Source organism: Fulvimarina thalattae (genome assembly GCF_040239565.1).
Taxonomy (GTDB): Bacteria; Pseudomonadota; Alphaproteobacteria; order Rhizobiales; family Rhizobiaceae; genus Fulvimarina.
In genome coordinates, this window is record NZ_JBEHWS010000001.1 from 182756 (window position 1) to 195106 (window position 12351).

Here is a 12351-nt window from a genome sequence, read left to right on the forward strand (position 1 = left end):
GGCCAGAGAATTACGCGCCGTCGTCGATGGTGACCTTCGACCTGTCGAATGCGACCGTTCCGGCGATCTCTTTTACATTGGCATGGGGCTCGTCATAGGCCCATACGGCATCTGGTGCCGCCTGGCCCTCGGCTGAAATGTTCCAGTAGCGGGCATCGCCTTTGTGGGGGCATTTCGTGGTGGTGTCGCTCTCCTTCAGGAAAGCCATGGCGACGTGGTCTTTCGGGATATAGTAGACCGGATCGTATCCCGTCTCGCGCAGGATCAGCGCATCCCTGGTGCTCGCAAGGACCGCGCCATTGAAGGTGATGTTGACCGGCATGTCGGTCTTTTCGATTGTGATCCGCTCGTTCGTATTATCCATCGCAGCATCCTCCATCCAAGGGGTTCGGCTTTCACTTTCGCAGGTCAAGCCTTGGCCTGACCCGATCGTTCCGCACCGCGACGGAATGCGGCAGCTTCTCGTTTCGGACATTTCCGGCGCTTCTCCGAAAGTCGACGGATCGGCTCACGCTCCCGCGAATGTTCGATCGCGATTGGGCGGCGTCAGAGCGAGCAGCAGCACACCCCGCGCGCCGAGGAAGATCAGCATGGCCGCCCAGAGCCCGGTATTGCCGAAGAGCGGCACGAACGAATAGGCGCAGACGACGAAGACCGCGAGCGAGGCCAGCATCATGTCGCGCATGGTGCGCGACCAGGTCGCCCCGATGAAGATGCCGTCCATGATGAAGGCGAGCGAGCCTGCAATCGGCGTGAGTGCCGCGAAGAGCAGGAACGTCTCGGCCTTTTCGCGCACGTCGGCGTCGGTCGTCAGGAAGGCGATCAGCGCCTCGCCACCGAAAAGCAAGATGGCGGAAAGGCCCCCTGCCAGCACGAAGCCCCAGAGGATCGTGAGTTTCAGGGTTTTCTCGAAGGCCGGCCGCCAGTTCGCGCCGACCGAGCGGCCGGCGAGCTGTTCCGAAGCCGTCGCCATTCCATCGAGGAAATAGCCGCCGACCAGAAAGAAATTCATCAATATTCCGTTCGCCGCCAGCGTCACGGCGCCGAACCCCGCGCCGAAGCGGGCGAATATGGTGAAAGCCGAGAGAAGGCAGAAGGAGCGGATCATGATATCGCGGTTGACCGCGATCATCCGCGTAAAACCCGTGCGGTCGAGAATCCGCTGGAGCGAGGGCTTTTCGTTCGGATCGAACCCGCGAAGGACCACGATCAGGCCCACGATCGCGCCGGCCGCCTCACCGCAGACCGTGCCCAGCGCGACACCGAAGATTCCCCAGCCGAGCACCAGGCCGAAGAGGATCGAGAGAGCGATGTTGACGCCGTTGACGACGACCTGAAGCGCCAGCCCCAGAGTGCCCCGCCCGAGCCCGAGCACATAGCCCAAGATCGCATAGTTCATCAGCGCGAAGGGCGCGGAGAACATCCTGACGAAGACATATTCGCTCACGGTCTCGGCCACAGCGTCCCCCGGCGAGACAGCGAGAAGACCCAGCCATACGACAAGCGGTTCGGCAAGAACGAGAAAGAGCCCGATGCCGAGGGCGAGGATCGCCGCGCGCCAGAAGACCGCTTGCCCCTCGCGGCCATCATCGGCGCCGAAGGCCTGCGCCGTCAGGCCGGTCGTCCCCGAACGGATGAAATTGCAGGTTGCGAAGGCGAAATCGAAGATCAGCGCGCCCACCGTCAGCCCGCCGAGGGCGACCGCATCCCCGACCCGTCCGACGACGGCGACATCGGTCAGGCCAATTAAAGGCGTCGTCAGGAAGGCGAAGGTCATCGGGATGGTGATCGCCCAGACCATGCGGTTGGTGACGGTGAAGGGCCGCGTCCGCTTCGGGGAGCCGTGAGTAGCGCCACCCATGTCGTCGATCGATCCGGCCAACGCTGTATAGTCTCCCCTCACGCGCAATCGACTGCCTTATAGCGGTCGCTACCACGGTGCGGTAGGACCATCGCGGAACGACAATCTCTGGAATGGAAAGCATGCCGATGGCGGAACAGACGCTCGATACGCGGCCGGGACAGGCCGTATACAACCGCGCGACGCTCGCCGCCTATGATGCCGTGGTCCTCGGTCTCTCGAACCATGCCATCTGGAAATGTCCGACGCGGCGTATTCAGGCGCTTTATGACCGGCACGTCTCCGAGCGCCATCTCGACGTCGGCGTCGGAACCGGCTGGTATATCGGTCACCTTAAAACGCCGCCCGAAGCGCTGCGGCTGACGCTGCTCGATCTGAACGATAAGAGCCTCCAGGCCGCAAGTCGCCGCCTATCGCGCTACCAGCCCCGCTGCGTCAAGGCGGATGTGCTCGCGCCGATCGATCTGGGCCCGGAGCGCTTCGCCTCCGTCAGCATGACCTATCTCCTCCACTGCCTGCCCGGCGACCTTCCGGCAAAGTCGCGCTGTTTCGATGCGGTTATCCCGTATCTTGAACCGGGTGGTACGCTGTTCGGCGCGACGCTCCTTTCGCAGGGAATCGAGCGCAGCGCTGCGGCTCGCGCCCTCATGGGCTTCTACAATCGCAAGGGCATCTTCTCGAACGAGGCCGACAGCCTCGTCGATCTCGACCGGGAACTCCGGCAGCGCTTCAGCGACGTGGCGATCGAGGTCGTCGGGTGTGCGGCGCTGTTCAGCGCGCGGCTCTGACCTCGCCAAGGCGCGCCGCGATGTCGCAGGAATGGCTGCAAGCATCGAAGCCCTATCTGAAGCGGCATGAGCCTGCCGATTGTTCACCATCCCGCCTTCGACGCCCATTTCGACGAAGCCCACCGCTTTCCCATGTCGAAATTCTCCCGTCTCGCGCAGATTCTCGTCGAAGACGGTCTCGACGGGCCAAACGGCTTCTATGTACCCGCGCCCGCCCTGCCGGGCTGGCTGCAGCTTGCGCACGACGCGCGCTATGTCGATCAGGTGCTGGGCGCGAACGTTCCGGCGGCAACGGAAAAGGCGATCGGTTTCGAGGTCGATCCATCTGTCGCGCTTCGCTCACGCACGGCGACCGGCGGCACCGTGCTCACGGCACGCCTTGCTCTGGGCGAGGGCCTTGCCTGCAACACGGCGGGCGGGAGCCATCACGCAAGCGCTTCAGGTGGCGCCGGATTTTCAGTGTTCAACGATGTCGCGGTGGCCGCAAAGGTATTGCTTGCCGATGGCGACGTCTCGAAAATCCTGATCGTCGACTGCGATGTCCATCAGGGCGACGGGACCGCGCGGATTTTTGCGGACGATCCGAGAGTGTTCACCTTCTCGGTTCATGGCGAAAAGAACTATCCGCCGGTCAAAGCCTCTTCGGACCTCGATGTTCCACTTCCCGACCGGACGGAAGACGCCGCCTATCTCGACGCACTGATGCCGGCGCTCAAGTCCGCCTTCGAATATTCGAAACCTGACATTGTCTTCTATAATGCCGGCGTCGACCCTCATGCCGATGATCGGCTCGGCCGTCTTTCTCTCAGCGATAACGGCCTTGCCGAGCGCGACCGGCGCGTCATCGGATTCTTTCGCGACAAGGCAATACCCGTCGCCTGCGTCATCGGCGGGGGATATTCGCGGGATATTGAGATACTGGCCCGCCGCCACACGATCGTTCACCGTATTGCACTTCAGTTCACTTGACGGCTCGACAAGAAACCGTCTAGGCGATCTATCATGTGTGATTAATCAGTGCGATATATATAACTGCACTTTTTTAATCTACTTTTTGGGTCCGAACGAGTCACTTGGTGGCGGAATGAATCTCTTGATAAATGAGCAGATCACGCTCGCGCTGTTCGACGCATCTCGCCTGCTGCGCGAAGCGTTCGAGCATACCTATCGCGACATGAAGTTGAGTTGGCCGCAGATCCGCATCATGGGGCGTCTTTATGCCCAGGAGGATATCACTCAGTCGGAGGTCGGCACACAGCTCGAAATGGATCCGATGACGATCTCGCGGCAGATCGATCGCCTCGTCGATCTCGGCTTCGTGGAGCGGCGTACCGAAGCGCGCGACCGCCGGCTTCGCAAGCTCTATCTCACACCGCAGGCGCGCGAGTTGCGGGAAGAGATCATGAATCGGGGCCAGAATGTTTTGAAACAAGCCCTGAAGGGATTCGACGAAGACCAGCAGACAGCCATTCTCTCCAAGCTGATGACGATCGCCGACAATCTCAGCGAACCGGGCCCTTACAGCGCACCCAACGCCGCGCGCCTCCAATATGGCGACAAGAAACCGGCATAGGGACAAGCCGGCCTTCCAGCGAACACTGAAAAGCGCGCTTCTCACATGCCCGCCGGGATCATTCGCCGATGGCGACGCCTTCCCGCCGCGGGTCCGCCCCGCCGATGAGGCCTTCCGGCGTCATTTCGATGATGTGCAGACCGGAATTGAGATCGCCCACGGTCACCTCGTAGCCGAGCGCGACGAGCGAAGCCGCAAGATTGGCCGCCACCGTTTCTTCCTCCACGTCGTAGGTGCCGAACCTGTTGACGAGATGGGGCAGGCTCGCCGTCTCCTGCGGGTCGAGCTCCCAGTCGATCAGCCCGATGAGCGCTTGCGCCACATAGCCGATGATTCGGCTACCGCCCGGCGATCCGACGGCATAGACGGGCCTTCCCTCCTTCATCACGATGGTCGGCGCCATTGACGAGCGCGGCCGCTTGCCCGGAGCCACGGCATTGGCGATCGGCATGCCGTCCTCGTGGGTTTCGAAGGAGAAGTCGGTGAGCTCGTTGTTGAGCAGGAAGCCGCCGACCATCAGGCGCGAGCCGAAGCCGTTTTCGATCGTCGTCGTCAGAGAGACGACGTTTCCGGCTTCGTCGGCGATCGACATATGGCTTGTCGAGGGCAGTTCGATCGAAGCATCGTCGCCCTGCAGTCGCGCATGGTCCCAGGGTGGCGAGCCGGGCACCACCGCATCTTCGGCAAGAATGCCCTCCTCTTCGATCAGCGCAGAGCGTTCCGCGAGATAGTCCTCGTCGGTGAGGCCAAGGACCGGCACCGCTACGTGATCACTGTCGGCCATGTAACGGCCCCGATCGGCGAAGGCGAGGCGGGAAGCCTCGCCGATGAGGCGCCAGCTCTCGGCATCCATGAAGCCTAAGCCGGCGAGATCGAAAGGCTCGACCAGTTTCAAAATCTGACCAACGGTGAGCGCGCCGGAGGACGGCGGGCCCATGCCGCAGACCTCGTGCTCGCGATAGGTCACACAGACCGGTGCGCGTTCGACGATCCGGTAGGTCTCAAGATCGCTGCGGGACAAGACCCCGGGATTGCCTTCGGCCTCCTGCACTGTCTCGACGATCTTGTCGGCCAGCGGTCCCCGATAAAAGGCATTCGGTCCCTGATCGGCGATCAGTTGGAGCGTCGCCGCATAGGGCACGTTGGTAAGCCTTTCACCCGCTTCGACCGCCGTTCCATCGTCGTGAAAGAAGTAGTCGCGCGTGCCGGAATAGCGCGATAACCGGTCCGCATCCTCGGCAATCGCGTTCGCCAGCCGCGGCGAAACCTCGAACCCTTCGAGGGCGAGATTGATCGCCGGCCGAAGAACGGTACGCCACGGGAGCTGGCCGTAGCGCTCGTGAGTGCTCGCCATCAGCATCACCGTGCCGGGTGTACCCACAGAGCGCCCGCCGACCACCGCATCGAAGAACTCGAGCGGATCGCCCGCTTCGTCGAGAAAGAGCTTCGGTGTCGCCAGCGCCGGGGCCGTCTCGCGCCCGTCGAACGTGGTCAGCTCTCCGGCCTCGCCGTCGAAATAGACGAGCAAGGCGCCTCCGCCGACGCCGGAGGATTGCGGCTCGACCAATCCCAGCACGAACTGGGCCGCGACCATGGCGTCGATCGCATTCCCGCCGCCACGCAGCATCGCAAGCCCTGCTTCGGCGGCCAGAGGATGGGCAGCTGCAACCATATGCCGCGCCGCGCGTGAAGCCGTCCGCTCTCCCTCTCCGGCAGAGATTGACGACGATCCGCGCTCGGGTTGCACCGTGTCACTCGCCTGATCCTGCGGAAAAGCCGGGACAGTCCCGGCAAAAAGGAGAGCGACGGCTGCGACGCGAAATCTGTGATGAAGGCGCATGGGTGGACCTTTCCGAAGCCGGCGAGAAACCGGAAAGAGGAAGCTTTATCGCGACAGGGATCGCGTCAAGGACGGAACTGGATGGATTACTTCCCGATCCCGTGAGGATTTGAACGCTTCGCCTTTCCTTCGCCGCCTCTTTGCCGATATTGTCCGCCGCAGCATCGGCGCTCGGGTCACGGGTCGAGCCCTGACCCCGCGCCGCCATTCCGAAGAGGAGGATTTCGTGTCCAGACGTTTGTTGAGTATCGCGGCCGCTTTCGTGGTCATTCCGTCGCTTGCCCTGGCGCATGGTCCGACGCGCCAGAAGACGAGCGAAAGCATCGAGATCAACGCCGCACCCGACAAGGTCTGGGCGGTTCTGGGCGATTTCACCGACATGTCCTGGCATCCGCGCGTCGAAAAGGTCGAGGCGACCGACGGCAACAACAAGGGCTCGGTTCGCACGATCACCTACAGCTCGGGCGAGACCATGGAGGAAGAGCTGTCGCGCTATGACGCCGATCGCATGCGTTTCGGCACGTTCATCGGTCACACCAATACCGAAGTCATCCCGGCGACGAATTATTCGTCCAACGTGATGGTCAAGGCAGGTGAAGGCGACAGCACCACGGAAGTAACCTGGAGCGCCGCCTTCTATCGCGGCTATCCGAACAATGATCCGCCGGCAGAGCTGAATGACGAAGCCGCCGTTGAAGGGGTCAACGCCTATATCACGGAAGGGCTCGACGGCCTGAAGCAGGCTGTCGAAGCCGGATCGTGATTCTTAAGGACATCGCGGCGCGGGCGTTCGGAACGCTGACGCTCGCAGCCGCGATATCGGCGGCCGGACCCGCTCTTTCCGGGGAGCGGGCCTTCGTCACCAATCAGGACGGTGAAACCGTTTCGATCGTCGATCTTGAGACGATGGACGTGACCGGCTCAGTCGAGATGCCGGGCAAGCCGGCGGGCATCGCGGTCTCCGATCGCTACGCCTATGTCTCGCGGCCGGAGGCGAAAGCTATCGGCGTCATCGATCTCGAAGCGGGGGAAACCCTGCCAGAGATCGATGTCGGCGGCGGACCGCTCGGCATTGCGGTCCATCCCTCCGGCAGTCCGGTCTATGTCGCCGATTGGTTCTCCCATTCCCTGCTCGTCGTCGATCCTGAGAGCCGGAAGGTGACGCAGACATTCGAGACCGGTGAATCGCCCTCAGGCGTCGCGGTCTCGGCAGACGGCGAAACGGTCGTCACGGCGGACCGGGACTCCAACCAGGTCTCCTTCATCGATACGGAGACAGGCGAGGCTGATGCCCGCGTAACGGTCGGCGAACGGCCCTTCGGCGTTACCATCTCGCCCGACCAGACTCGTGTCTATGCGGTGAATGTCGGCAGTGACGACGTCACCGTCCTCGACATGGCCTCGCACGAGACGCTCGCGACGGTGCCGGTCGGCTCCCACCCCTATGCGGCGGCCGAAGCCAACGGGCGCGTCTTCGTCACAGATCAGTACGGCGGAACACTGTCGGTTTTCGACGCCAAGACCTTCGAGCCGATCGACCAGATCGTCATCGGCGAATATCCGGAGGGCATCGAGGCGAGCGCCGACGGCCGCTTCGTCTACGTCGCCAACTGGTTCGACAACACCCTTGCCAAGGTCGATACCGAAACGCTCGACGTGACCGCGACCATCGATGTCGGGAGCGGACCGCGCGCCTTCGGAAAATTCATCGCCGGCAAGGCGACCGAAAAGGATTCGGACAAATGACACATGTTGCAACACGTGCGCCGGCGCGGCTCGCGCTGGCTCTCGCGGGTGCCGGCGCACTGATCCTTGCTCTTCCCGCATCGGGTTTCGCGCAGGGCGCTACCAGCGTTCAGCCGGGCGTGACGAACCTCCAGCCCGGCGCTCAGCCGGCGGGCGAGGCCGGCCAGGCCGGTACCTCGCAGCAATCAGACACCATGACCGCGCCGCGCTCGACCGTCGTCGGTTCGGGTGGCTCGGCGAGCCCGGTTCTTCCGGGCCAGACGCCCAGCGCCTCGACGGCGGATTATCCGACGATCGTCTCCGCCGACTACGTCTTCGGCTGCATGGCGACGAACGGCCAGACCCGCACGGCCCTCGAACAGTGTTCCTGCTCCTTCGACGTCGTCGCTTCGCTGATCTCCTACCAGGATTACATCGAAGCTTCGACCTTTCTCTCCATGGGCCAGGTGACCGGTGAGAAGGGTGTTCTCTTCAAGTCGAGTGCCCAGGCGAAGGAATCCGTCGGCGATCTCCGTCGCGCTCAGGCGGAAGCCGAAGTGCGCTGCTTCGAATAAAGCTTTCGTAGCCCGGAGACCGGCCGATGGTGGCCCATTCACTGTATGAGACCGCCGCCACGTCGGCCGGAACCGTCGCCTGGGGCCGCGAGGGCTCCGGTGCCGATCTCGTCCTTGCCCATGGCTGGCCGTGGTCCTCCTATAGCTGGCACCGGATCATCCCGGCGCTCGCCGAGCGATATCGCGTCCACTGGTACGACATGCCGGATTACGGCCGCTCGGAGATGAACCCGAACCGCCCGTCCTCGATCGATATTCAGGGCGTTGTCTTCGGCGAGATGCTCGACCATTGGGGCCTTGAGAAATCACTCGTCGTCGCTCACGATTTCGGCGGCGCAGTCACGCTGCGCGCCCATCTCCTCGGCGGTCGAGATTATGCCGGCTATGTGCTGATGAACGTCGTCGCCATGCGGCCGTGGGGCTCGACATTCTTCGAGCACGTGAAGCGACATGTCGACGCCTTCACCGGCCTTCCGCCACACATCCACGAAGCGATCGTCCGCGCCTATGTGACGAGCGCGATGGCGCGATCGATCGACAAGGCCGACATCGAGGCCCTCGTCATGCCCTGGCTTTCGGAGTCCGGCCAGACCAGCTTCTATCGCCAGTTCGCCCAGGCCGACGAGAGGTATACCGCCGAGGCCGAACCGCTTTTCGGCAGGGTCCGCTGCCCGGTCGCGATCCTCTGGGGCGTCGACGACCCCTGGATTCCCATCGCCCGCGGCCGAGCCCTCCACGAGGCAATGCCGAAGGCCGCCTTCGAAGCGCTTCCCGAAGCCGGCCATCTGCCGCAGCTCGAAGCGCCAGAGATCGTGCTTGAGGCGCTGGACCGGCATCTTCCCGCCGTCTGAGCTTCGCTCGAACTGGCGTTTTCGTGCCGATGTGTGCGGAAGCTTTGATCTGTCGGCTCCGGCGCCTCAGCCGCAATGACGAAGATCTGCTGGAAGACCAGCCGTTCATCCTTCATCGTGTATTGTCGGGACACGGCGTCGGCGTGCGGTGTGTAACCGGTCCGGTCCGGTGTGTGATCCGCAAAAGCGGAGCGCACAGCGGTCAGCGCGCCGTCGGCGCTCTCCATGATGTCGCTGCCTTCGGTATAGTCGGCGATCATGGATTTTGCCCGGCTGACCTGCGCCGTAAGGCTGGCGACGGCCTGTTCACGGAGTTCGCGGGCGATACAGCCAACCGCCTCGTATCCCCGGTTGCTATGGGGTGCTCGACTGGCGGCGTTGAAGCCGGCGAGTTGAAGGTGAAAATCCAGCCCATCGAGCTGGCTGGCCGTGACGGCGAAGAACGTGGCCGTCTCGATATGGGTGCCGAGCCCGCTCTGGAGGGCGGCACGCAGGGTCTATCCTTGCGGAAACAGCTCCTCGATCTCGCTGGCGCCCCGAACAAGCGGCATTGCATCCGCGCCGGAATCACCTTCAGTGCATCGGCGACGAGCTCGGCGCAGAATTTGGACTGTTCGAAGATGCGAGCGAGATGATCTTCGACTTCGCGCATTCTGGCGGCCTAGGTCTTGGCAAGATCATGAGCTTGGGCGATTTCGAGATCGGCGTGGATGGCGTGGAGCCCTCGCCCGCCGCCAGATAGGCGCCTTTGCCGGTGACGTTCCAGTGGTCCAGAACGCCGATGACGCTGGAGATCGCGTTGAGGCGTTCGAGCGGCATCTCCTCCGCTACGGTACCGAGTCCTGTCCTCCTTCGGCATGACGTAGACGAGTCAACTCGCTTCGTTCTGACCGAGGGTTTTCAGCACCCGCCTGGCAGAGTTCAGGAGGCCCCTCGCGCCGTCATCGCCCATGCCCGTCTCATGATGCTGAGCGCCCGGCACGCTTGATGCGTGCCCTCATGGCTTAGCTTTAAGACGCTCTAACCTTCGCAAATGCGAACACGCCGCACGAAGCGAAAATGCTAAAAAAATTGCAGCGGCTGAAATTTGGGCGCCATGCTTTTCCGCGCTTGCAAAGGAAGGCTTCGGGACGAATTGCACGACGAATCGGCGTAGTTCTAGGCGTCGCCGGGAATTTCAAGCACGCGGAGCATGTGCCTGATGTCCCAACGATCTCGACGAGACAATATCAATCTCGTCGGTGTGCGAATTTAAATGAAATGGTTCGAGGGTCGAAAATTGCCGGCCAATTGATCGCTGCGATGAAATATATTGCATTGCAAAAAGCAGGTCCGGCATCAGAATAGGGCTATGGACGCCGAGACCTCGATTCTGGTTTTCGATGAGAACAAGGTCCGCGCCGCGATCATCGAGGCGGGGCTGCGTGAGGCCGGCCATACGAAGGTCTCGACGGTCACGGAAATTCTCGGCCTTGTCAAAAGGATCGAGGCGCTTCAGCCGGACGTGATCGTCGTCGATCTCGAAAACCCGAACCGCGATCAGCTGGAGCACTTCTTCCAGGTCTCGCGGTCGGTCAAGAAGCCCATGGCGATGTTCGTCGATCGCTCCGACTCCAACGCGATCCGGGAAGCCGTCGATGCCGGCGTATCCGCCTATATCGTCGACGGCCTCAAGAAGGAGCGCGTGAAGCCGATCCTCGACATGGCGATCTCCCGCTTCAACGCGTTTCATCGCCTGAACCACGAATTGGAGCAGGCCCGTTCGCAGCTTGCCGATCGGAAGATCATCGATCAGGCCAAGGGGATCCTGATGAAGGCGAAAGGCGTGAGTGAACCCGAGGCCTATCGGCTGCTTCAGCGCAGCGCGATGAACGAGAACCGCCGCATCGCGGATGTCGCCCGCTCGCTGATCAGCGCTTCGCGGCTATTGGGGGATGTGTAGGAACATGACGAGCATCGACGAGGTTCATGCCGGCTATCTCCCGCTTCTCGACAGCGCGGTTCTCGTCGTCGCCGCGCGCTTCGGATTTGCCGAGCAGCACGGCATCGATCTTCAGATTCATCGCGAACGATCCTGGGCAGCGATCCGCGATCGCATGAGTGTCGGTCACTTCGACTGTGCTCAGATGCCTGCCCCGATGCCGATTGCCATGAGCTTGTCGCACGGGCCGTTGACGGTCCAGACGTTTGCGCCGCTCGTTCTCAATACCGGAGGAAATGCCGTCACGCTCGGCAATGATCTCGCCGCCGCGGTCGAGGACGAGGCGCCGGTCGATGCATCCCCCGCTGCCATGGGGGCCGCGCTTCGATTTGCGATCCATCGGCTGATGGAGCGCGACGGACGTGCAATGCGCTTTGCCGTCGTCCATCGGTTCTCATGCCATAACTACGATCTGCGATATTGGCTCGCGGCGTCCGGTGTTCACCCCGACAAGGACGTCGAATTCACCGTCGTCCCGCCCTCCCTGCTGCCGGAGGCGCTGGCCAGCGGTCAGATCGACGGTTTTTCGGCGGGCGAACCCTGGAACACGATTGCGGTGAGGGCTGGGGCCGGCGAGATTGCCGCGACCAAGGCGGAAATCGCACCGCTCAGCCCTGAGAAGGTGCTGGGCGTGTCGAAGTCCATGATCGGCGATCGTCTGGAAGTTCTCGAACGACTGATCGCCAGCCTGCTCGAAGCCGCTTCATGGTGCGACGACCCGAAAAATCACGGCGAACTCAGCCGGTTGCTTGCCGATCCGCGCCACATCGCCGTCGATTCCGCGCATCTTCTGCCCGGTCTTTCCGGCGAACTCGAAATCGAGCGCGGTTCGGGCCGCACGGTTCCGAATTTCCTGAAGTTCAGGCGGGCCGATGGAAACTGGCCGCATCACAGCTACTCCGAGTGGATCTACCGCCAGATGCTGCGCTGGGGCCATACGGCCGAGACGCCCGAAGCGCGGGCGATCGTCCAGGATGTCTACAGGCCGGATATTTACGCAATCGCCACGAACGGCGCGATCGGTGGTGGGCCTCTGGAGCCCGTATCCGGGACCAGCGATCCTTATGGACTATTCGACGACGGCAGATCCGACGTGTCGAGTAATTAGTCACACCAACCGCCTTGCATGCGATCGTTCTGCTTAAAATTTAATCAGA

At 62.5% G+C, this 12351-nt stretch carries 13 protein-coding genes; 9 read left to right on the forward strand and 4 right to left on the reverse strand.

Annotated elements, in window-relative coordinates; translation table 11 throughout:
- Positions 1-10 precede the first annotated feature (10 nt).
- Together ABRA89_RS00860 and ABRA89_RS00865 are read right to left on the reverse strand one after the other, a co-directional pair.
- Positions 11-364 carry a DUF427 domain-containing protein gene (locus tag ABRA89_RS00860; RefSeq protein WP_349939558.1) on the reverse strand — a complete coding sequence of 118 codons (354 nt, stop codon included), beginning with the start codon at positions 362-364 and terminating at the stop codon, positions 11-13.
- Positions 365-508: 144 nt separating this feature from the next.
- On the reverse strand, positions 509-1861 hold the full coding sequence (locus ABRA89_RS00865) for an MATE family efflux transporter (RefSeq protein ID WP_349939960.1): 1353 nt from the start codon (positions 1859-1861) through the stop codon (positions 509-511).
- A 128-nt stretch (positions 1862-1989) separates the two neighbouring features.
- On the opposite strand from ABRA89_RS00865, the gene ABRA89_RS00870 reads away from it, so the two are divergent.
- From ABRA89_RS00870 to ABRA89_RS00880, 3 genes are all read left to right on the forward strand, one after another.
- Positions 1990-2649 (forward strand): class I SAM-dependent methyltransferase, encoded by a 660-nt coding sequence (locus tag ABRA89_RS00870; protein WP_349939559.1) that lies wholly within the window; start codon positions 1990-1992, stop codon positions 2647-2649.
- 66 nt (positions 2650-2715) lie between these two features.
- Positions 2716-3618, forward strand: coding sequence for a histone deacetylase family protein (locus ABRA89_RS00875; protein ID WP_349939560.1), 903 nt, complete (start codon positions 2716-2718; stop codon positions 3616-3618).
- A 115-nt stretch (positions 3619-3733) separates the two neighbouring features.
- Entirely contained in the window at positions 3734-4222 is a 489-nt protein-coding gene (locus tag ABRA89_RS00880) for a MarR family winged helix-turn-helix transcriptional regulator (RefSeq protein ID WP_349939561.1), read from the forward strand.
- A 58-nt stretch (positions 4223-4280) separates the two neighbouring features.
- Here ABRA89_RS00880 and ggt read toward each other — a convergent pair whose 3' ends face one another.
- Complete coding sequence (gene ggt / locus ABRA89_RS00885) at positions 4281-6062, reverse strand: gamma-glutamyltransferase (RefSeq protein WP_349939562.1); 1782 nt, start codon at positions 6060-6062, stop codon at positions 4281-4283.
- Between the two features lie 226 nt (positions 6063-6288).
- Here ggt and ABRA89_RS00890 point away from each other — a divergent pair, with 226 nt between their 5' ends.
- The 4 genes from ABRA89_RS00890 to ABRA89_RS00905 are packed head-to-tail and all read left to right on the forward strand — an operon-like array spanning position 6289 to position 9213.
- Positions 6289-6825, forward strand: a complete 537-nt coding sequence (locus ABRA89_RS00890; protein WP_349939563.1) for an SRPBCC family protein — start codon at positions 6289-6291, stop codon at positions 6823-6825.
- On the forward strand, positions 6822-7808 hold the full coding sequence (locus ABRA89_RS00895) for a beta-propeller fold lactonase family protein (protein WP_349939564.1): 987 nt from the start codon (positions 6822-6824) through the stop codon (positions 7806-7808). The genes ABRA89_RS00890 and ABRA89_RS00895 overlap by 4 nt, the downstream gene beginning before the upstream one ends.
- A complete protein-coding gene (locus ABRA89_RS20385) occupies positions 7805-8362 on the forward strand; it encodes a hypothetical protein (protein ID WP_463671229.1) in 558 nt (185 codons plus the stop codon). Before ABRA89_RS00895 ends, ABRA89_RS20385 begins: the two co-directional genes overlap by 4 nt.
- 26 nt (positions 8363-8388) lie before the next feature.
- Complete coding sequence (locus tag ABRA89_RS00905; RefSeq protein ID WP_349939565.1) at positions 8389-9213, forward strand: alpha/beta fold hydrolase; 825 nt, start codon at positions 8389-8391, stop codon at positions 9211-9213.
- Positions 9214-9786: 573 nt separating this feature from the next.
- Here the strand turns inward: ABRA89_RS00905 and ABRA89_RS00910 are convergent.
- A complete protein-coding gene (locus ABRA89_RS00910; protein ID WP_349939566.1) occupies positions 9787-10032 on the reverse strand; it encodes a hypothetical protein in 246 nt (81 codons plus the stop codon).
- A gap of 532 nt (positions 10033-10564) precedes the next feature.
- On the opposite strand from ABRA89_RS00910, the gene ABRA89_RS00915 reads away from it, so the two are divergent.
- Complete coding sequence (locus ABRA89_RS00915) at positions 10565-11155, forward strand: ANTAR domain-containing response regulator (RefSeq protein WP_349939567.1); 591 nt, start codon at positions 10565-10567, stop codon at positions 11153-11155.
- Positions 11156-11159: 4 nt separating this feature from the next.
- Complete coding sequence (locus ABRA89_RS00920; protein ID WP_349939568.1) at positions 11160-12302, forward strand: CmpA/NrtA family ABC transporter substrate-binding protein; 1143 nt, start codon at positions 11160-11162, stop codon at positions 12300-12302.
- Positions 12303-12351: the final 49 nt, after the last annotated feature.

Bases quoted from the DNA above. Each gene is read 5' to 3' on its own strand.
- ABRA89_RS00870 (WP_349939559.1), top strand. From the start codon at position 1,990: ATGGCGGAACAGACGCTCGATACGCGGCCGGGACAGGCCGTATACAAC.
- ABRA89_RS00920 (WP_349939568.1), top strand. From the start codon at position 11,160: ATGACGAGCATCGACGAGGTTCATGCCGGCTATCTCCCGCTTCTCGAC.
- ABRA89_RS00915 (WP_349939567.1), top strand. From the start codon at position 10,565: ATGGACGCCGAGACCTCGATTCTGGTTTTCGATGAGAACAAGGTCCGC.
- ABRA89_RS00875 (WP_349939560.1), top strand. From the start codon at position 2,716: ATGAGCCTGCCGATTGTTCACCATCCCGCCTTCGACGCCCATTTCGAC.
- ggt (WP_349939562.1), bottom strand. From the start codon at position 6,062: ATGCGCCTTCATCACAGATTTCGCGTCGCAGCCGTCGCTCTCCTTTTT.
- ABRA89_RS00865 (WP_349939960.1), bottom strand. From the start codon at position 1,861: ATGGGTGGCGCTACTCACGGCTCCCCGAAGCGGACGCGGCCCTTCACC.
- ABRA89_RS00910 (WP_349939566.1), bottom strand. From the start codon at position 10,032: ATGCCGCTCGAACGCCTCAACGCGATCTCCAGCGTCATCGGCGTTCTG.
- ABRA89_RS00905 (WP_349939565.1), top strand. From the start codon at position 8,389: ATGGTGGCCCATTCACTGTATGAGACCGCCGCCACGTCGGCCGGAACC.
- ABRA89_RS00880 (WP_349939561.1), top strand. From the start codon at position 3,734: ATGAATCTCTTGATAAATGAGCAGATCACGCTCGCGCTGTTCGACGCA.
- ABRA89_RS20385 (WP_463671229.1), top strand. From the start codon at position 7,805: ATGACACATGTTGCAACACGTGCGCCGGCGCGGCTCGCGCTGGCTCTC.
- ABRA89_RS00860 (WP_349939558.1), bottom strand. From the start codon at position 364: ATGGATAATACGAACGAGCGGATCACAATCGAAAAGACCGACATGCCG.